At 65.3% G+C, this 18739-nt stretch carries 16 protein-coding genes; 3 read left to right on the top strand and 13 right to left on the bottom strand.

Features of this window, described 5'->3' with window-relative positions; all coding sequences use genetic code 11:
- Positions 1 to 141 precede the first annotated feature (141 nt).
- Complete coding sequence (locus ACFWZ1_RS09495) at positions 142 to 3102, top strand: Rne/Rng family ribonuclease (protein ID WP_439666230.1); 2961 nt, start codon at positions 142 to 144, stop codon at positions 3100 to 3102.
- A 187-nt stretch (positions 3103 to 3289) separates the two neighbouring features.
- On the opposite strand, the gene ACFWZ1_RS09500 is transcribed toward ACFWZ1_RS09495, so the two are convergent.
- The 12 genes from ACFWZ1_RS09500 to ACFWZ1_RS09555 form a co-directional block, all read right to left on the bottom strand.
- Positions 3290 to 3940 (bottom strand): response regulator, encoded by a 651-nt coding sequence (locus tag ACFWZ1_RS09500; RefSeq protein WP_231325814.1) that lies wholly within the window; start codon positions 3938 to 3940, stop codon positions 3290 to 3292.
- Between the two features lie 303 nt (positions 3941 to 4243).
- On the bottom strand, positions 4244 to 4720 hold the full coding sequence (locus ACFWZ1_RS09505) for a DUF6998 domain-containing protein (RefSeq protein ID WP_439666231.1): 477 nt from the start codon (positions 4718 to 4720) through the stop codon (positions 4244 to 4246).
- Positions 4721 to 5041: 321 nt separating this feature from the next.
- Positions 5042 to 6421: a ThiF family adenylyltransferase gene (locus ACFWZ1_RS09510; RefSeq protein WP_439666232.1), complete on the bottom strand. Its 1380-nt coding sequence runs from the start codon at positions 6419 to 6421 to the stop codon at positions 5042 to 5044.
- A complete protein-coding gene (locus ACFWZ1_RS09515) occupies positions 6414 to 6878 on the bottom strand; it encodes a hypothetical protein (protein WP_439666233.1) in 465 nt (154 codons plus the stop codon). The genes ACFWZ1_RS09510 and ACFWZ1_RS09515 overlap by 8 nt, the downstream gene beginning before the upstream one ends.
- Positions 6879 to 6885: 7 nt before the next feature.
- A complete protein-coding gene (locus ACFWZ1_RS09520) occupies positions 6886 to 7341 on the bottom strand; it encodes a DUF7665 family protein (protein WP_439666234.1) in 456 nt (151 codons plus the stop codon).
- A gap of 1 nt (position 7342) precedes the next feature.
- Positions 7343 to 7846, bottom strand: a complete 504-nt coding sequence (locus ACFWZ1_RS09525) for a hypothetical protein (RefSeq protein WP_439666235.1) — start codon at positions 7844 to 7846, stop codon at positions 7343 to 7345.
- A gap of 131 nt (positions 7847 to 7977) precedes the next feature.
- Positions 7978 to 11349: a UvrD-helicase domain-containing protein gene (locus tag ACFWZ1_RS09530; protein ID WP_439666236.1), complete on the bottom strand. Its 3372-nt coding sequence runs from the start codon at positions 11347 to 11349 to the stop codon at positions 7978 to 7980.
- A 3-nt stretch (positions 11350 to 11352) separates the two neighbouring features.
- Complete coding sequence (locus tag ACFWZ1_RS09535; RefSeq protein ID WP_439666237.1) at positions 11353 to 11982, bottom strand: hypothetical protein; 630 nt, start codon at positions 11980 to 11982, stop codon at positions 11353 to 11355.
- Positions 11979 to 12743: an RNA polymerase sigma factor gene (locus ACFWZ1_RS09540; RefSeq protein WP_439666238.1), complete on the bottom strand. Its 765-nt coding sequence runs from the start codon at positions 12741 to 12743 to the stop codon at positions 11979 to 11981. Before ACFWZ1_RS09540 ends, ACFWZ1_RS09535 begins: the two co-directional genes overlap by 4 nt.
- Before the next feature lie 579 nt (positions 12744 to 13322).
- Complete coding sequence (gene rmuC / locus ACFWZ1_RS09545) at positions 13323 to 14972, bottom strand: DNA recombination protein RmuC (protein ID WP_439666239.1); 1650 nt, start codon at positions 14970 to 14972, stop codon at positions 13323 to 13325.
- A 194-nt stretch (positions 14973 to 15166) separates the two neighbouring features.
- On the bottom strand, positions 15167 to 16456 hold the full coding sequence (locus tag ACFWZ1_RS09550) for a Y-family DNA polymerase (protein ID WP_439666240.1): 1290 nt from the start codon (positions 16454 to 16456) through the stop codon (positions 15167 to 15169).
- Positions 16456 to 17031, bottom strand: a complete 576-nt coding sequence (locus ACFWZ1_RS09555) for a LexA family protein (RefSeq protein WP_439666241.1) — start codon at positions 17029 to 17031, stop codon at positions 16456 to 16458. The genes ACFWZ1_RS09550 and ACFWZ1_RS09555 overlap by 1 nt, the downstream gene beginning before the upstream one ends.
- A gap of 183 nt (positions 17032 to 17214) precedes the next feature.
- Here ACFWZ1_RS09555 and ACFWZ1_RS09560 point away from each other — a divergent pair, with 183 nt between their 5' ends.
- On the top strand, positions 17215 to 17430 hold the full coding sequence (locus ACFWZ1_RS09560; protein ID WP_007508478.1) for a hypothetical protein: 216 nt from the start codon (positions 17215 to 17217) through the stop codon (positions 17428 to 17430).
- A gap of 66 nt (positions 17431 to 17496) precedes the next feature.
- On the top strand, positions 17497 to 18258 hold the full coding sequence (locus ACFWZ1_RS09565; RefSeq protein ID WP_439666242.1) for a S1/P1 nuclease: 762 nt from the start codon (positions 17497 to 17499) through the stop codon (positions 18256 to 18258).
- 36 nt (positions 18259 to 18294) lie between these two features.
- Here ACFWZ1_RS09565 and ACFWZ1_RS09570 read toward each other — a convergent pair whose 3' ends face one another.
- Positions 18295 to 18531, bottom strand: a complete 237-nt coding sequence (locus ACFWZ1_RS09570; protein WP_439666243.1) for a hypothetical protein — start codon at positions 18529 to 18531, stop codon at positions 18295 to 18297.
- Positions 18532 to 18739: the final 208 nt, after the last annotated feature.

Raw genomic sequence — 18739 nt, forward strand, 5'->3', positions numbered from 1 at the left:
CGCGTGCCACGAATCACCCCGGTGTCGGACGATGCCGGTTTTATTTGCCGCCCACCCGCAGCGGCGCGATCCCGGCAGGCAGCCCCTCTAGGCGCCACCGTGGCACGCGACGCGCGGCCAGGCCGAAGGAAGATAACTACAATGAAACGCATGTTGATCAACGCAACTCAGCGTGAAGAGTTGCGCGTGGCCATTGTCGATGGCCAGACCCTGTACGACCTCGATATCGAGATCCCCTCCCGCGAGCAGAAAAAGGCCAACATCTACAAAGGCCGCATCACCCGCGTCGAGCAATCGCTCGAAGCCTGCTTCATCGACTATGGCGCCGAGCGCCACGGCTTCCTTCCGTTGAAGGAAATCGCCGACCAGTACTTCACCCCGGGCCTGAACCCGAACAAGTCCAGCATTCGCGAGCTGCTCAAGGAAGGCCAGGAACTGGTCGTCCAGGTCGAGAAGGAAGAGCGCGGCAACAAGGGCGCGGCGCTGACCACGTTCATCTCGCTGGCCGGCCGCTACATGGTGCTGATGCCGAACAACCCCAAGGCCGGCGGCGTCTCGCGCCGGATCGAGGGCGAGGACCGCCAGGCCCTTAAGGAAGCGCTCGACCATCTCACCGTTCCCGAAGACGTCGGCCTGATCGTGCGCACCGCCGGCATGGGCCGCGACGCCGAAGAGCTGCAGTGGGACCTGGACTACCTGCTCACCCTGTGGCGCTCGATCTCCGAGGCCGCGGCCAAGCAGAAGGCCCCGTTCCTGATCTACCAGGAATCGAAGCTCTTCATCCGCGCCCTGCGCGATTACCTGCGCAACGACATCGGCGAGATCCTCATCGACGAGGAATCGCTATACAACGACGCGCGCGAGTTCATGCAGCAGGTGATGCCCAACGCGCTGCGCAAGCTCAAGCTGTACAAGGACGATACCCCGCTCTTCTCGCGCTACCAGATCGAAACGCAGATCGAGAGCGCGTTCGACCGCCAGGTCCGCCTGCCTTCGGGCGGCTCGATCGTGATCGACCAGACCGAAGCGCTGACCGCGATCGACATCAACTCCTCCAAGGCCACCAAGGGCTCGGACATCGAGGAGACCGCGTTCAACACCAACGTCGAAGCGGCGGTCGAGATCGCCCGCCAGCTGCGCATCCGCGACGCCGGCGGCCTGATCGTCATCGACTTCATCGACATGGACAGTCCGCGCCACCAGCGCGAGGTCGAGGAAAAGCTCAAGGACGCGCTCAAGCTCGATCGCGCACGTGTCCAGATTGGCCGCATCAGCCGCTTCGGCCTGCTGGAAATGTCGCGCCAGCGCCTGCGCCCGAGCCTGGGCGAAGCCACTCAGATCGTCTGCCCGCGCTGCGAGGGCCACGGCCACATCCGTGGTATCGAATCGCTGGCGCTCTCGACCCTGCGGCTGATCGAAGAGCATGCCATGAAGGACAACACCGGCCAGGTGCTGGTGCAGGCCCCGCCCGCGGTGGCCAACTTCATGCTCAACGAGAAGCGCGCCAGCGTGGTCGAGATCGAGCTGCGCAACAAGGTGCACGTGGTCATCGTCGCCGACGACAACCTCGAAACCCCGCATATCGAGATCCAGCGCATCCGCGAAGCGGATATGGGCGAGCACAGCAAGCCCAGCTACGAGCGCCTGACCGCAGTCGAGGCCGCGCCGATCCCGAAGATGGGCCAGGCCTTGGGCAGCTCCGAGCAACCGGCCGTCAGCGGCATCGTGCCGGCCACGCCGGCGCCGGTGCGCGAGGAAACGCCGGCTCCGGCGCCCGCCCCGGCCGCACCGCGTCCGCGTCCTGCAAGCGCGCCCGCTCCGCAGGGCGGCGTGATTTCGCGCCTGCTGGGTTGGTTCCGCGGCACCGCCGAACCGGCACCTGTCGAAACCAGGGAACGTAAACGGACCGAGCAGCCGACCACCCGCCAGGGTCGTCGCGACGATCGCAACCGCCCGCAGCAGCAGGGCCAGAATGGCCAGCGCTCGGGACGTCGTGACCAGGCTCAGGCACAGTCGCAGCAGCAACCGAAGGGCGGCGCGGGGAAGAACAACAACCCGCGCCAGCGCGGCAACGAGGCGGGTTCGCGTCAACCGCAGCAGCAGCCGGCCAAGGAGCAGCAACCGCGCCAGCCCAAACCCGCCCCCGAGATGTCGGCCAGCAACGAGAACCAGGAGCCGCGCAAGCAGACGCCAGCCAGGCCGGAGCGCGCCCCGCGTCCGCCGCGGGCGGAGCAGCCGGCTGTGGCCTCCGCGCCGACACCGGCCAGCGAGCCGGTCAAGGAGATCGAGGCACCGGTCGTGACCCAGACCGATACGGGTGTTGTCGCTCCGGAAGCCAAGCCCGAGTCGGAAGGCAGCCAGCCGCGTCGCCGTCGTGGCCGTCGTGGTGGTCGTCGTCGTCGCCGTCACGAGGATGGCACGGTCGCCCAGGATGGAGCGTCGACCCAGCTCGATGAGCTGGATGATGAGGATCGCGAGGGTGGCGAGGGTGGCGAATCCGACGCACCGACCGGCCGCGCAGATCAGGCGCCGTCGAGTGCCCCGGTAGCCGCGGCCGTCACCGCCGCCGTGGCCGCTGGTCCGGGCCTCGAGTCGATCCAGGTCGAGACCGAGGCCATGCCGGCGGTCACATCGCGGGCCGAATTCCAGCCAGGCGAGTCCAGGGTGCCGGAGGCAGTCACTCCCGCGCCGACGCCCACCGCATTCAACCTGCCGCCGCTTCCGCCGATCCCGGCTGCGACCGGGGTCGATGTCGAGGAATCGGCACCTGCGCCGGCTGCTACCCCCGTGGCTGCGGTGCCAGTCCAGGCACCCGTGCCGGAGGCTCCGCTGGCCATTTCCGCGCCGGAACCGGTGCAGGAACCGCCCGCAACGCCGGTCATGGCCGCCGAACCCGCGACGGAGGCGGAAACGCCAACTCGCGAGGAAGCCGGGCAACAACCGGCTCCGTCCGAAGCTCCCGCTCCGGCGCCGATGCCGAAGCAGGGCGATCTGCTTGGTCAGGCAACCCCTCGCGCGAGCGTCGTCCCGCCCGTGGAAGCGCCGCATGAGCCGGCACCGTCGAATGACCAGCATCCCCCCAAGGATGCCGCGCAGGGCTGAGATTTCGCCGAACCGAAGCATGAAAAAGCCGGACGCAAGTCCGGCTTTTTTTTTGTCCCCGACCAGCGAACGTCGATTGCAGGAGCGCGGCTGTGCTGTGACCGGACATGATGGTCGCGCGCAGATGCTCTCCCGCAACCCGTCTGGAATAGCCGTGCCTGCCTGCAGGTGGCCGTGCGCGCAGGCCTCAGCCCACCTGGTTGGGTGCGTCCAGCAGTCCGTGCACCGTCATCAGGTGCGCCAGGCCGATCACGTGCTCCACCTGCAGCTTCTCCATCAGCCGCTGCTTGTAGGTGGAAACGGTCTTGGGGCTCAGGTTGAGCTGATCGCCGATCACCGTCAGCGGCTTGCCGCGGACCAGCATCATGGCGACCTCCAGCTCGCGGCTGGACAGCGCGTCGAACGGCGAGCCGCTGTTGCCGTCGAGCGTAGCCAGGGCCAGTTGTTGCGCGACCGCCGGCGCCAGGTAACGGCGCCCACTGGCCACCTGGCGCACCGCCACCAGCAATTCGTCGGCCGAGCAACCCTTGGTCAGGTAGCCGAGCGCGCCCGCGTCGAGCAGCCGCTTGGGAAAGCGCGCGTCGTCGACCACGGTGATGATGATGATGTGGGTGTTGAGCTTGGCGCGGATGACCCGCTCGGTCAGCTCGATGCCGCTCATGCCCGGCATGTGTACGTCGACCAGCGCCACGTCCGGCGCCAGCGTGCGGATCAACCGCAACCCCTCTTCCGCCGTCCCTGCCTCACCCTTGATGCGTACGTCCGGCTGCTGCTGCAGGATCATCCGAAAGCCGGTACGTACCAGTTCGTGATCGTCCACGAGCACGATGTTGATCACTTCAAGCCCTCCTTGGGAATAGTCAACGAAAAGTAGGCGGGCGCTCTCCGCAATGCAAGCATTCGCGCGCCGCGCAAACAAAAAACCCGCCATCCGGCGGGTCTTTCGGGAAGCGTACGAATCGTTCGCTCCGATGTTGGTGCCAAGGGGAGACTCGTAAAGCAGCACAAACCATTGTTTAGATTGGCGTCTGTTAAGCATGGAGTGCCATTTATACCCACGCATGTACCCAAAATATCGAGAGAGCGCTCGCCCATCTAGCTGTCCGCCGCTCGCGCGCGGACCGGCTTTTAGCGCATTAGGCTAGGTGACCACTTCAAGCTCCGCGCGCCGCGGGATTTGATCCTGCTGTCTGACTGTCTTCTGCAAACTGCGGAGGGCGCTGAGTGAGATCGAATGCAAGTTCGTCTTGCTGACCTTGCGCTTGGCAATCGCCCGTTGCGCTACCGCCCCAGGCCCGTTGAACACTTCGTCGAACGAACCGTCCGGCCTGATCTTGACCGCGATGTAGTGATCGGGGACGTGGTCGCATGGAAAGGTCACGCTGTCTTTCAGCGTAGCCTTGATCTGCACATTGCGCCCGGCCCAGCAAATCCCGTCATGGTGACGTTGCAAGCCCTCGTGAAGCCTCAAGGCGTAGGATTGCTCGACGAGGATTTCGCCGATGTCGCCGACCAGTCGGCCGTCGAGCGTGAACCGCTTACTTGGGTAGCTAGCACGAAGTTGCTCGACGATCGCAAGTAGTTGGACCACGGCGCCGGGAATCGTTAGAGCTGCCATGCGAAATCCCTAGGTGACGATAATTTTGAGACGGGGCATCAGTTGGTGCCGGACGGGTTTTTGATCAACGACGAGGAAGCTCTTGCTCGCGCTTCGCGGCGGCTGCTCAAACAGCCGTAGCTGGCCTCGACCGTCGAAATGCAGCGCTCTCACCAGTGCCATGGTCGCATCACAGCGCGCGCTCCGCGAACGCGACGAGCTATGGTCGAGGGCCAGGTGTCTGCTCCCGGCCAAAAGCGGACATCCGCAGCGTGTTCAGTCCCAAAACACACGTCCGCCGGCGCGGCCGTGTACAAGCAGCTGCGTTAACTCCAGGCTCGCCTACACCGGCAGCGCGGGCGCGACGAGCCCCGGGTTGCTGACCGGCCACGGCACCCCGGCCACGACCGTGCGCTCATGCGGCCGAGCCAGATGCAGCGCGGTGTACTCCACTCGCGCCCCGCCGTGACAAAGCCGCAGCAACTCGCCGATCACTAACGCGCCCGCGACCGCACCAGTGAAGGGCGTGGCAACGCTGCGCCCGGCCAGGCGCAGTGCGCCGCAGCGATCGCCGCTGTCGGCCAGCAACTGCTGGTAGGCCGCTTGGTCGAAGGGAACTGGAGTCACGTCGCTCTGCACGGTTGCCGGGTCCCTCCAGCAATCCAGCGCCGGCCGCGAGGCCGGAAACGTGTGCACGGTGATGCCGAGGTAATCCCCCGGGCCGCGTCCGAGGCCGGCTTCGATCACCCGGGAAAAGCCCACCTGCTCGACCAGCCGTCGCGCCGCCGGATTGTCCACACCCATCAGCGCCACGACCGGCTCGTCGTTGGCTATGGTGAAGTTGGCGGCGAAACGCCGTTCGATGAGCGTCGTGCGAAAGCCGCGGTGCTCGGCCCAGTCCGCCGCCATGCGCGTCTTGCGGCGTCCCATATCGACCTCGCGGCTGAGCAAAGAGGTGCTCTTATTCGCGAGCGAAACCCGATCGAAATCCTGCAGCACCAGCTCGCACGGGTCGGCGCCGTAAGGCAGCAGGCCCAAGGTCCAGAGGTAGGCCTGGCCCAAGTTTCCCAAGCCCACCAGCCATGCCGCTTGCGGCAGCACCGTGAGCGCCGGACCAGGCGCGGCCGCCGCCCACGGCACCGCGGGATCCCACAACGACCAGCCGATGCGCCGATGGCAGGCCAGCGGCTGCGTGCCCCGGAAGAACTGGAAGATCTCGCTCACTGCCATCGCGCCTGCGAGCACGGCCGCGGCCGCGCAGTTGCCCTGCTCGGCCAGTGGCTCGTCTTCCAACTGCAGCACCGCGGCTGTCCATCCATCGAAGCTGGCGCGCACGCCAAAACCGTCGGCCTGCGCCCGTCCGATCACCAGGCAAGGCAGCTGGGGATCTCGCCCGCTTGCTCGCGTGACACCGAAGGCTTCCAGGGTCGCGGCCAAGCCCGAAGGCGCCGGCGCATCCGGATGCCCCCGCCAGCGCGCGCGCAGCGGCTGCTCGGGCCCCAGGTAGCTCACGCCGCCCAGCAGGCACGGCAACGCGGTGGCGGCGGCAGTGAGCAAGGCGGCTTGCGCCATCTCATCCAAGTCGGGACCAAAGATCAGCTGCACGCGATAGCGGGCAAAAATTTCCAGCGCCTCGGCCTCGGAAGCCGCCTCGCCGGTGTCCAGAACCATCTTGAGCACGCGGCTCAGGCGCTCGCCCAGTTCTTCCATCGACTCACTCATGGTCATCCTCCAGCACCAAGAACCGGTGGCCGCACCCGCCTACCGCCTGCCATTGGTGGTCCCCTTCGTAGACGTACACGCCCACTGACCAGCGGCGGATTCGCGGTCGCGCGAAGTTGGGCAAGATGATTGCGACGTGGCCGCGCATGGCGATCAGCGGGTTCTGGCGATCGATGCAGCTTTGACGGGCGCTGCGCGGGTGCACGTGCATATCGCCCACCACCTGCACGCCGCGCTCGCGCACGATCGCCCACAGACGGCGAAACGCCGCCGCGGGCAAGTCCACGACGCCACGGGCGTGCACATCCGGGTGCAGGTCATCGAAGTACAGCACTTCGCTGACGCGACGGACGTGCTCGGTCATCTGCCCGAGCAGGAAGGCGCCCGATTCGTGGGTCTCGCCGCCAGTGCGCGCATGCAATTGCGCGACCAGACCGTCCCACAGCCGGCACGGCATCCGAAGTTCACTGGGCGCGGGCATAATCAGGCGACCCCAGCAGGTCGGACACGACCCGCACGTAACGGTGGATACCCACGGCCGGATCCCACAGCATCGACGGATGCTGCTGGCGCCAGGCCTCGTGCCCCTGGATCGCGATGCGATCGCAAGGGATGTACAGCGCGCTGGCGTTCCAGTTCGGGTTGAACGCGGCGTTGATCCGGTCGTGGCCGCGCGGCCAACGCGACGGAGGCAGGGCGGCGTTGGACTCGCCATCCCACGGCTGCGCCGTGGGTGCGTCGCGCGGGTAGTTGGTCAGCTCGAAGCGCAGCAGCAGCTGGCTGCCGTCGCCGGCACGCACCCAGATCAGTGCGTGCGGCCAGGCGATCGAGTTCAGTCCCCAACGGCCCGAAAAAGAGCCATTGAGGAAAGCCCCGGAATTGACGTCGGCCTCGAAGGCCTGTTGATCCAAGGACGTCATGTCAGCCCTCCACCCGCTTGAAGGGCACCAGGTCGAAGGCCACCGCGCACAGCGTGCCATCGGTCTGCGTGCCGATCTGGGTGTCCGAGTCGGGGCGTTCGTCGCCACCCTCGAGCTCGAGCACGTGCTCGGCCGCATCGCGCGGCGACATCCCGAAGGCACTGTGCGTCGCCCACTGATGCACGTGGCCCACTCGCGTCACCGGGGGGAAGTCGCGCGACTTCGTCACCCCGTTGAATGTGACGTTGACGCTGACGCGCTGGCAGCGTCCCTGGTGCAAGCGCAGCAGCGCCGGCCCGCCCTCGCCTTCGCCCGAAACCAGCGCCTGTACCGGCGTCTTCAGGTCGACCGGACCGTCGTGGTCCTCGGCGTGAATTAAGTCCTGCCCGATGTCGGTGCCGCCCAGCGCCTCGAGCGCCTCACCTACCGTCTGTTGGCCGTTCACGTCGCCGACCAGCACCCGCGCAGCGCCGCCGCGCTGCAATACGATCTTGATGTTTTTCACGCTACAGCACCCTCTGTGTCATTCGTCATTGGGGAATTCCAATGCCGTCACACAGCTAGTCGCGTAGCGCTAGAAAAAACCGGAAGATGATTATGAAAGTCGCGAAGAAACAGCGGCCAGGCGCGCCCGACTCAGGAAGCCACCGCGACCGCCGGAATCGCTGGGCACAAAAAGAAGAAGGGGCAACGTGGGCATTGATCGCTGATGTTTGGAGGGAAATCGCCGGCCGCGATGGCGTTGGCAATCGTGCGCACCTGGTCCACGGTGGCATCGAACTGCTTGCCGGTGATTTCCAGATCGACGGTGTCGCCGGAGGTCAGATAGTGCATCTGCAAACGGGCGCGCTTTCCGTAGAGCTGCTGGCCGGCCAGCAGCCGCAAGATGTCGGGCAGCTCCGCCTTCACTTTTTTGGGGCGGCGTCCAGTCTTGTAGCGGCGCACCATGCCGCCGTTGCCCGGTTCGGCTTGGTCGAGCTCCACGCGCACGCGCACGCCGCCCACGTCCACCTCCACCGGCTGGGAAATCGCCCCGGGCGCGCTTAGATGCTCTTGCGCCTTGGTGAGCAAGCGCACGGCGAAGTCTTTGTAGAGCGGCGAAAACGGATGATCGCCGGGCCCTTGGGTCGCCCACACTTGCTCAAGCTGAGGCCAGTACTCCTCCAGTGGCACCTCACGCGTTTGCCGCTGCTGCAACACCCACGACAAGACCGCGTAGACCGAACGGTGGAAGCGTGCGTAGCCGTCATCGTCCCCGCTGGCGTGCAGACCCAAGCTTCGTGAGTAGGCGTACTTGCGTGGACACCGCTCGTACTGGTCCAGCTCGCGTGCCTCGTGGATCGGCGGCTCCAGCTTGAGCTCTGGGCGCGCGGGCAGGTCTTCGGCGATCGGCAAGGACGCGCATTGGGGGGCGTTGGTGCGCGTCACATGCCCCGCGATGGCCGACAGGAACTTGGATTCGGAGGCATTGCGTGCGCCCAGCCGCTGGGCTCGCGACAGATGCAGATGGTCGCGTGCGCGAGAGAGCGCCACGTAGAACAAGCTCTCTTCCTCGAACCGGTCGCTAACATCCTCGGCGCGCAGCATGCCGGTCGGCGGCGGGCACGGAACGTACCGGCCTGACTGCGGAAAGTGGCTGGTGGCCAGGTACGGCACGTACACCACCGGAAATTCCAGGCCCTTGCTCGCGTGGACTGTCATCAGCCGCACCGCATCGATCGAGGCGGCGGCCACCGGCAACTCGCGAAGGGCTCGCTCCTCACCGAATTGCTCGAGCCGGCGGATCCAGCGCAACAGGTTCTTCTTGGAGTTGCCCTTGCGTGGGTCAAAATGTTCGGCGGCGAACTGCAGCAGCTGGAAGACGGCCAGACGGCGCTGCTGGGCGGAGCTACCCTCTCCTTCCAAGAGCGCATCGATTAGGGCGCGGCGCTCGAACAGCACGTGATGGAGCACTTGCGGGACGGTCGATTCGAACGACACGCCGGCCAGGTCATCGCGCAGGCGCTCCAGGGCCGCGCGCCCGGCCGGCGAGCACGCGGCGACGACCACGGGGTCTGATAAAGCCGCTAGCGGCATGCGCTGGGCCGCGTGCGCGTGCTGCAAGAAGGCGCGCACGTCCTCCAGGGGCATGCCGTAGGCGCCGGTGGCCGCCAGTCGCAGCAGGGCACCGCGGCTGGGTTCGGCGACGAACGAAATCAGCGCCAGCAAATCGCGCACTTCCGCGCGCTCGAAGATGTCCCCCAAATACATCGACGGTACGCCCAATGCCTGCAAACGCACGGCGATACGCTCGGCGTGGGTATGAGTGCGCACGATGATGGCCTGGTCGCGGTAGGCCACGCCTTGCTGGCGGTGGGCCTCAATCGTCTGCGCGATGGCACTGACTTCCGAATCTAGGTCCGGTGCGGCCAGCAGTTGGGGCCAATGGCCTTCCCCACGATCGGCATTGAGCTGCATGGCCGCGCGCCAGACCGAATCGTCCAGGCTTCGGGCAAAGGTCGTGTAGGTATCGATGATGCGTTGCCCGGAGCGGTAGTTGCACTCCAGCGGCAACACCTTGGCCCCTGGGTATTCGGTGGTGAACAGGCGCATGTTGCCCGGCGATGCGCCGCGGAACCGGTAGATCGCCTGGCGCACATCACCGACCACCCATAAGCGCTCGCCCTCGCCCGCAAGCAACTTCAGCAAGCGCGAGCTAGCGCGGTTGACGTCCTGGTATTCGTCCACGAGCACGTGGGCGAACTGGCCGCGGACCTCGGTCAGTACCTCGGGGTGCTCTTCCAGCAGGCGGATGGCGCGCCAGATCAGGTCGCCGAAGTCCACCGCCCCCGCTTCTTCGAGCATCAACTCGTAGCGGGCATAGACCCTCGATACTTCGTCGGCTCGTTCAGCCGCTTCGCGTTCGGCATCGGTTTGCGCGCCCTGGGCCATTTGCGCCGCCAACGCGGCGTATTGGGCCGGCGTGCATAGCTCATCCTTGGCGCGCGAGATCGCGCCCAGCACCGGCTGGATCTGGGCGAGCGGATCGTTCACGCGCAGGTAGTAGTGCAACTCCAGGCTGGGCAGCACCGCTTCCAGGCGCTCGAGGGCTTCGGCCGGATCCACCACGCGCACTGGCTCGGGTAGGCCCGCTTGGGCGGCGTGTTTGCGCAACAATTCCAGGCCGAAGGCGTGGAAGGTCCCAGCCCACAGCTCGTTCGCGGCCGGGATAGTGCGTGCAATGCGCTCTTTGATCTCGCGCGCCGCCTTGTTGGAGAAGGTCAGCGCCAAGATCGAACGCGGATCGGTGTCCTCCTTGAGCAGATGCTCGATGCGCCCAATCAGCGTGCGCGTCTTGCCCGTGCCCGGCCCGGCTTCCACCAGCGCCGGCGTGCCTACGTGATGGGCGGCGATTCGCTGTGACGGGTCCAGTCTCGCGAGCGGTTTGTCCGGTTGCACAGGCGGCGGATCGGGCACCAGCAAGGCGTACTGAAGCTGTTGGTAGACCAAGCCCGATGCTATTCCAAGCTCGCTGGCGATCTTCGAGGCCGGCCACTGCTGCTCGATGAACAGGTGCCGGGCTAGGCCGACCGGCAACAAGAATTCGCGCGCGAACACGTTGGCATAGCGCTCGCGCAATTCCAGCGCGCTGTAGCCTTCCACGCGCCCGATGCCGAGGGGCGTGGCCTGCTCAGGGCCTTCGGGGTCGACATCAAAGCTCACCAGCACCGGATCGGCGGGCGATTCAATCACCCAATGACCGAACTCGTGGGCTTGGACGAAGACCTTCGCTTCCGGGCCAAGCGCGGCAGAAACGATGATGCGCTGACTCTTGCGTTGCAGCGCGCCCATGCCGCCCCCGAGCAAGGGGTAGTCGGCGGGCACGTGCAAGACGGTGAGCTCGGCATCCTCCATCGCGGCCTGCAACAGCTCCTGGGCCGCTTGGCCACAGCTTGTTTTTTGCTGCAGGCGCTCGCGCACCTCTTGCGCCTGGAGTCGGACCGAAATGAACGCATCCACGGCGGGCATGGTCTATACGCTCTCACGAAGCCATTGCTGCTTGGCTTCATCCGATAGCGTGGAGTTTTCGACGGCCTGCTTGAACGTCCAGTGCGTACGCGTGGGTGCTTTGGTCGCCGAGCGCGCCAGGACCACTCGCCGGTTACTTTGAAACAACCAGGCGCTGACTGCCTCCACGCTTTCGTTGAGCGCGGACGAAAGGGCGCTGAGCAGACGTTGAGGCACCGGCGGCAAGATCATGTGCTCCTCAAACAGAGCCAGGATTGAATCGTCGATTCCCAGGCTCTTCGTCCACGCGGCCTGGGGTCCGCGCGCACGAAACGCCGCCTCCACGCGCTGGATCTGGTCGCGGGTCGCTCCGGCCGATCGCTCCGGCGCCGGCGCGGCGGCGACATGATCTTGATTTTGGCTAACCCGCTGCAGGTGGCTTATGGTGTTGCTGACTAGCTGGTCTTCGTCCTCTTCGGCTAGCGGCTCGCTGCCGACCAGCACCGTCGCCATCCATTCGAGGGCGAAGTCGACGATTTCCTTCTCGAACTGCGGGTACTTTTCGGTCCATTCGTCCACTAGGGCCTTGGACGGGCGGTCTGCCGCCGCGGCGAAGGCGCCGAGGACGTCGTCGGGAATATTCTTGTGGTTCATAGATCTTTCCTTTCACCAAGCGCTTTGGCGACCTTGCCGACCCACTCGCGAACGGTGCGGTCGGAGACGCCCAGCTGCTGTGCAATTTGGGGTTGGGTTCGTTGCAGCACGCGCCAGAGCAAGAACGCTTCGATGGCCTTTTGGGGCAGATCGGACAGGCGGCGCTGGAGAGCCACGAGCTCTTCGTGAGCCAGAGCACGGGCTTCGGGCTCGAACTCCAGATCCGGCGGATCCCAGTCAGGCGCGATCAGCTTGCCGTCGCCGTCGTCATCCTCATCGACCTTTTCCAACGCCGGCTCGAGGTTGCGCGTCCAGGGGTGGTGCCGCGAGCGCATGGCATCGATCGAACGACAGATCAGGTAAGAGGAGAAGCGTCGGATGCCGTACTCCAGGCCCGGATCTTTGCGTTCTACGCTCTTGAGCACGCTCTCGAAGATCAGCTGCTGGTGATCGAGCAGATCGTCATGGGAGATGCCGTACAACCGGCGCATGCGGCCGGCGATCATCGGGGTGGCGGCTTTGACCAAAGCCTCGAATGCGGCCCAGTAAAGCTCTTGGTCTCTGGCGTCATGGCCTGCACATACGCTGTACAGCAACGCTTCGGCGCGCAGATCTCTCTTTCGTGCCGCTTGCTTGAGGCGGGCCAGTCGCTCATCGCGGCTGAGCGCTTCGAGTGCGTCGATTTGGCTTATCACTTCGGGAAGTCGGCCTTGGGGCGGCTGCCCTCGTTCGCTGTCAGGTGGTTCTAGGTCGGCTTTCATGCGGCTACTTTCCTCCAGGCTTTCCGACCTCTTCGAGCGCAAGAGCGGACCATCCGATCTGGCGCCTTACGCGATCGCGGCAGGCCACGGGCCAGCGTCGAACGTGCAATGGGGTCGTTTCCCCACCAGTCGTAGCGTGGGTAAAAAAACCGGAAGCCCTTCGGCACGCCCCCGAGCAGCGGGTCGTTTAGTGTCCCCAGTCGAAGCGTCGGCTCAAAAACCGGAAGTCCTTGCCGGCGCCCCCAACCCTGGAGGAGCATACCTTCGGTCGGGCCCTGGGCGGAAAAACCGGAAGTCCCCATGCCCCGACGATCGAGTCACTGGTCAGCCAATCGCCCCCCTTCTAAAAGCCGGAAAGCCCCCGCCGCTGCCGGGTCAGCCCCGGCAGCGGCCTGCACCCTGATTTACCTATCTATCCGGACGACGACGGGATTACGAATCTGCTGACAGGAAATGCGCCTTGAACATTCCGATGTCCGCTTCGGGTTAAAGCGGCCTCCCTTCTCTTAGGCTTCAACGGCTGCTTGATTGGACCTGCAACCGCTTCCGTGCCGGCGCAGTACAGGGTCGTCGCCCGGACTAGTCGAGCGTCGTCTCCAGCGAAAGCGCGGGGACATCCATGACAGGCAGCAGCTCATCGGGGAGAGCCTTCTTCCCTTTGGCCCCGGCCTCGACCAGGCGCTTGGCGCGCGCAGTCACCGATTGCGGCGACTCGATGAGGCGGTTGCGCGCCGTGTCGAAGACGCCGCGGGTCTTGTCGAGACTGTTGCCGATGGCTTGGAATTCCTCCAAGAATGCCGCCAGCGAATCGAGCAGCTTGCCGGCTTCCTCACCGATCTTGCCGACTTGTTTCTGAAGCTTGTCGCGCATCCACAGACGTTCGACCACTCGCAGCATCGCCATAAGCGTGTTGGGTGATGCGAACACGACGCGCTTGGCAAACGCCTCGGTCTGCAGGTCGTGGTTGACCGACAGGGCGGCCGCCAACGCCCCCTCGATCGGTACGAAGAGAATGGTCATGTCCAATGCGGACGGACCGACGACCTTGGGGTAATTCTTGTCGGCCAAGTCCCGCACGTGCTGGCGCAGCGCGGCCGTGTGGCGAATGAGCGCGTCTTGGTAGCTTTCCGGCGACTCCGCATTGCATGCGTCTGCCCAAGCGACCAAGTTGACCTTGGAGTCGACAACGACCTGCTGTCCGTCGGGCAGGTTCACGATGACGTCGGGCTTGCGCAAACGGCCGGATTCCTCGTCGCGGTTGGGATCTTGCTTGAGGAAGTTCGTGCCTTCTTCGAGGCCCGAGGCCTTGAGTACGGTATCGAGAATCATTTCGCCCCAGTCGCCACGCGCTTTGGCGTTGCCCTTGAGCGCGCGCGCTAGATTCTCCGTCGCGGTCGCCATGTGCTGGTTCAGCGTCTGGAGATTTTGGATATTGCCGGTGAGTGTGGCGACCTTAGTGGCCGAGTCGTCGTGCAACTTGCGCGCCTCGGCCTGGAATTCCGCGATGCGGTCTGCGAAGGGCTTCAAGGTCTCATCGAGACCGCGTTTGGAAGCCTCGCCGGAGTCCTTGATGCGTTGATCGAGCGCGGCGGCCTTCTGATCAAATACCTGGCTCGACGCGGCAAGAAATGCGTTGCGCAGCTGTTCTTCTGCGTTGGTCAGGAATTGCTTGACGCCCTCGTAGGCCTCAACGGCGGCCGCGCGTTCGGCAATGGCGCGCGCGTTCGCGGCGCGCAGTTGGGCCGTCGCGTCCTTCTCCGCATCGAGTGCGAGCCGGGCAGCATCGCGTTCCGCCTGCAGGACACCCGCTTGGTCGGTGGCGGCCGTGCGTTCGGCCGCAGCCCGCTCGTGTGCGGCCCGCAACTGGGACGCTGCGTCTCTCTCGAGCTCAAGGGAAGCGCGGGCAGTGTCCCGTTCTTGTTGTAGGACCGCGACCTGCTCCAGCGCGGTTTGCCGCTGGGCCTGCAGACCCGCCTCTCGGGCGGTGGCCTCGGTGATTGCCTGCTGGAGCTGCTTGGCCGTGGTCTCCATTTCGACGACCCGATCCAAGGCGTCCGGCAGGCGTGCCGCATCACGGGCGAGTGCGTCAACGCGATCGCGTAGCTCTTGGACCTGACGATCGCGCTCGCTGAGTTGGCTGAGCAGCTGGCGGCGCGTCGTCCAGCGCCAGAGCACACCCAAAGTGCTCGCCAGTACGACAAGACCCCATCCCCAAATCGGCATCACCATGGCACTCCCCCCTGTGCATTAAAGCCTACGCACAGGGGCGTGCGGGCGCAAACCCCGCAACCCCGTTGTCGCCAGAACCCTGAGGCGCCCCATTCAGACGTAGCAACCCGGAGTTGCCTCGATTCAAGTTTTTCGCCCGAATGTCCGCTTCGGGTCGGAAGCAGACGTCGACCCTACCCCGATAACTTGGTGAACTACGCTTCGACGACCAGCAGTTGGGCCCAGTCGGTGGTGTACGCCGGAGAGAGCTGCCCGCGCCGCATCGTCCATCCCTTGCTTGCTTTGACGCCGGCGTGCCCCATGCCAATTTCCATGCGCCCGAAACGGGCGTGGATGCGATCGAGCGTGCCCATCAAGGTTTGGCGTCGGGGGCTTGCCTCGGCCGCATCGAACAACCCTCCTTGCACGTGCGTTTGGTCGGCCAGGTCTTCGAGCGTGACGCCGGCCTTGGTGTAGCGGTAGCCCGCCTTGAAAATCCGCGCGAGCACGACGTCGGCGGCGCGCGTCAACTCGGCCAGATCATCGCTTGGGGTTGGCAGGCGCACCCCGGCACAAGGGTGGTATTGCGCGTCCTGCGGTCGGAAGCGATTGGTTTCCAGCCAGACCTTCACGGTGCCGGCCCGACTCCCCTGCCCCCGCAACTTGTAAGTCGCGCGGCCGACGTGGGTCTGCACTGCCGCCTTCAGATCCTCATGCGTGTAAACCGGGTTGCCGAAGGACCGCGAGGCAATGATTTGCTGGCGCGGTCCGACCACGTCCAGCCCTTGGCAGGCGATCCCTTGGAGCTCGCGTACCGTGCGCTCGACCACCACGCCCAGGCGTTCCCGCAGGCGTTTGGGGTCAGTGCCCGTAAGCTGCGCGACCGTATGGATGCCCATGCTGTTCAGGTGGGCCGAGAGCTTGCCGCCGATGCCCCAAACGTCGCCGACGGCGACCGTCGCGGCAACGTCGGTGAAATCCCGAGCAGCCATGGCCGTGAGGTCACACACTCCACCGAACTCCGGCCGCTTCTTCGCCAGGTGATTGGCCAGTTTGGCCAGCGTGCGTGTGGCACCCACGCCGACGCATACCGGCAGCCCGCACCACTGGGCTACACGCTGGCGGATCTGCCTGCCTAGTGCAGCACCATCTGCGCGCGGGTAGCGACGGAGATCCAGGAACGATTCGTCGATGCTGTAGACCTCCTGGTCTTGGCGCGCCACGAACTGCCCGATCACGTTCATCGTTCGACGGCTCATATCCCCATAGAGGGTGTAGTTCGAGGACCGGTACTGAATGCCATGCTGTTGCGCCAAGCCCTGCATCTGATGCCAAGGGGTCCCCATGCGCACCCCCAGCGCCTTTACCTCCGCCGAGCGCGCGACCACGCAACCGTCCCCGTTGGAGAGAACGACCGTCGGCACGCCGAGGAGCGTAGGGTCATACAACCGCTCGCAGGAGACGTAGAAGTTGTTGACGTCCACGAGCGCGAAGCGCGTGGCCATCAGATGAGCTTGTGCAAGGCGTACCGGACCACGCCCCAGATCTCGAATTCGTCGCCTTCGGCGATGATGCGGTCCTCGTAGTGAGGATTCTCGGCTTTCAGGAAGGGGCGGCCGTTCGCCATGTAGCGCAAGCGTTTGCAGGTGGCCTTGCCCTGGTAGACGGCGATGACGATGGAGCCATTGCGCGGCTCCAGGGCGCGATCGACGACCAGCTCGTCACCATCGTTGATGCCCGCGCCGGTCATCGAGTGCCCCTTGGCGCGCACCAGGTAGGTCGCCTCACGGTGATGCGGATCCATCACCACCGTGTTGAGGTCGATCGGGCTCTCTTCGTAGTCCTCGGCGGGGGACGCAAAACCGCACGGCACCTCGGTGAAGTGTCGGAGTAGCCAGGGGCTGGCCTCGGCGACGATGCCGAGGTGCTCGATGCCCTCGGCGTCCTCCCTGCGCAGACGTTCGATCAAGCTAAGGACCACGGGCACGTGGGGCTCGGGGACGCGGATACGCTGAGAGGGCGCGCCGGGCCGGCCGGCGCCGGGGCGGATGCCCCCGCGGTTGTTGCTGGACGTGCTCATGCTTGTTTGATTTCTGGGACAGAAATCAAAGCTACCACGCAGTCTGGCTCACAACGCGAGATCGGCTACCTAGCCCGCGCCGTACCTTGAGTCCGGGGTCTTGACGTCCTCCAGGCCGGCTTGCCTCTGACCGGCACCACCGATCAAGTGATCACCGTTCCAGCCGCATGGGAGAATGCGCTAATGACCATGCCTACCGACGCCTTCCGCCGTTTCCAGGCCGAACTGGCGGCCCTTGATGCGAGTCGCCCTTCCAAGACGCCCATGGAACTCGCAAAGGAAGAGTTTCTCGCCCTCAGGAAGCGCTACGGCCTGACCGTCGCGGACGTCGTGACCTTCTTTCCGGAAGAGGAAGGGATCGCCTACCTGCAGCAACTCATTGCAGCCCGTACGCGCTAGACCTGCGCGGCCCCAAAAGCGCTGCCTGGCGCCGAGATCCGGTCGACCAGCCGCTACCATGGCGTGATGAATACACGCCTCCTGTTGGCTCTCGCCCTCCTCCTGCCTGCCACCCATCTTTACGCATGGGGTCGCGACGGCCATGCCGTCGTCGCCCGGATTGCTGCCGATCACCTGACGCCCGCCGCCCACGCGGAAATCCAGCGGCTGCTCAGCTTGGAGCCAGGCGCCACGTTGGAATCCATCGCCTCCTGGGCCGACGAGCACCGCAACCCCGCCACGGGCAAGTGGCACTACGTCAATTTTCCACGCGGTTCGGACTTTCACTACACGCCCGAGCAATGTCCCGGCGGCGACCAGTGCCTGGTTGCTGCACTGAAACGTCAGGAGCTGGTGCTGGGCAACCGCCATGCCTCAGACGAGGATCGGGCAAAGGCACTGCGCTATGTGGTCCACCTGGTGGGTGACGCGCACCAGCCGCTGCATGCCGGCTACGGCGACGACAAGGGCGGCAATACGTATCAGGTGCGTTGGCAGGGACGCGGATCGAACCTGCACCACATCTGGGACACGGGGCTGATCGAGACGTTCGGGCTGGCACCGACCGACTTGGCGCGCCGAGTCGAGATGGACGTGCCCCATGCGCCGACCGGTGGCGACGTCGAGGATTGGGTTCACGAGAGCGGAGCACTGGTTGGCTCGCCGGGCTTTTACCCGCCCCGCAAGGTCGGCGTCGAATACGTGCGTGTGTGGCGCCCCGTGGTCGAGCAGCGCTTGGGACAGGCCGGGTTGCGCTTGGCCGCCGTCCTCAACCGCCTCTTGGGCTAAGGGCTGACGGCAACTCGCTGCCTCGCACCCCAAGCTTTAGGCCGCGGCCGTCGCTTCCCTGATCTGACGCGGATACTGCGCCAGCAGCAACGTCTTCTCGGGAATGACCAACTCGACGGTGACCGCGAACTCCGTGCGTTCGTGACGCTCGCGGCCTAGCTGTCGCGCACGTTTGATGGCCTTGCCCAAGGTGAGCCCTTCGGCGACACCGGACTTACCTTCACGCACGCGCCAGCCCACAGCGCTCTCTTCGACGGAAAAGACGAACCGCATGGGTCATGCTCAAGAAAAGGAAGGAACCCCGGTCATCGGTCCGCGCCTGGACATCCCATCGTCGGCTCGCGCCTGACTCCCTGTCGCCTTGGACCTGACTCGCGGGGCAGCCATAGCTTGCTGCGTGTTGCATTGCCCGCCTATCAGGCGCCCGCTCCTCGTTTTGTAGGGCAACACCGATACTTCTTCCGCGCACTGCCTGGTAGCA

The organism is Frateuria sp. GZRe14 (genome assembly GCF_051900395.1).
In the GTDB taxonomy this organism is placed as follows: domain Bacteria; phylum Pseudomonadota; class Gammaproteobacteria; order Xanthomonadales; family Rhodanobacteraceae; genus Frateuria_A; species Frateuria_A edaphi.

Coding starts and splice junctions, on each gene's coding strand:
- ACFWZ1_RS09495 (WP_439666230.1), top strand. CDS start 142: ATGAAACGCATGTTGATCAACGCAACTCAGCGTGAAGAGTTGCGCGTG.
- ACFWZ1_RS09505 (WP_439666231.1), bottom strand. CDS start 4,720: ATGGCAGCTCTAACGATTCCCGGCGCCGTGGTCCAACTACTTGCGATC.
- ACFWZ1_RS09510 (WP_439666232.1), bottom strand. CDS start 6,421: ATGAGTGAGTCGATGGAAGAACTGGGCGAGCGCCTGAGCCGCGTGCTC.
- ACFWZ1_RS09515 (WP_439666233.1), bottom strand. CDS start 6,878: ATGCCGTGCCGGCTGTGGGACGGTCTGGTCGCGCAATTGCATGCGCGC.
- ACFWZ1_RS09520 (WP_439666234.1), bottom strand. CDS start 7,341: ATGACGTCCTTGGATCAACAGGCCTTCGAGGCCGACGTCAATTCCGGG.
- ACFWZ1_RS09530 (WP_439666236.1), bottom strand. CDS start 11,349: ATGCCCGCCGTGGATGCGTTCATTTCGGTCCGACTCCAGGCGCAAGAG.
- ACFWZ1_RS09535 (WP_439666237.1), bottom strand. CDS start 11,982: ATGAACCACAAGAATATTCCCGACGACGTCCTCGGCGCCTTCGCCGCG.
- ACFWZ1_RS09540 (WP_439666238.1), bottom strand. CDS start 12,743: ATGAAAGCCGACCTAGAACCACCTGACAGCGAACGAGGGCAGCCGCCC.
- rmuC (WP_439666239.1), bottom strand. CDS start 14,972: ATGGTGATGCCGATTTGGGGATGGGGTCTTGTCGTACTGGCGAGCACT.
- ACFWZ1_RS09550 (WP_439666240.1), bottom strand. CDS start 16,456: ATGGCCACGCGCTTCGCGCTCGTGGACGTCAACAACTTCTACGTCTCC.
- ACFWZ1_RS09555 (WP_439666241.1), bottom strand. CDS start 17,031: ATGAGCACGTCCAGCAACAACCGCGGGGGCATCCGCCCCGGCGCCGGC.
- ACFWZ1_RS09560 (WP_007508478.1), top strand. CDS start 17,215: ATGACCATGCCTACCGACGCCTTCCGCCGTTTCCAGGCCGAACTGGCG.
- ACFWZ1_RS09565 (WP_439666242.1), top strand. CDS start 17,497: ATGAATACACGCCTCCTGTTGGCTCTCGCCCTCCTCCTGCCTGCCACC.
- ACFWZ1_RS09570 (WP_439666243.1), bottom strand. CDS start 18,531: ATGCGGTTCGTCTTTTCCGTCGAAGAGAGCGCTGTGGGCTGGCGCGTG.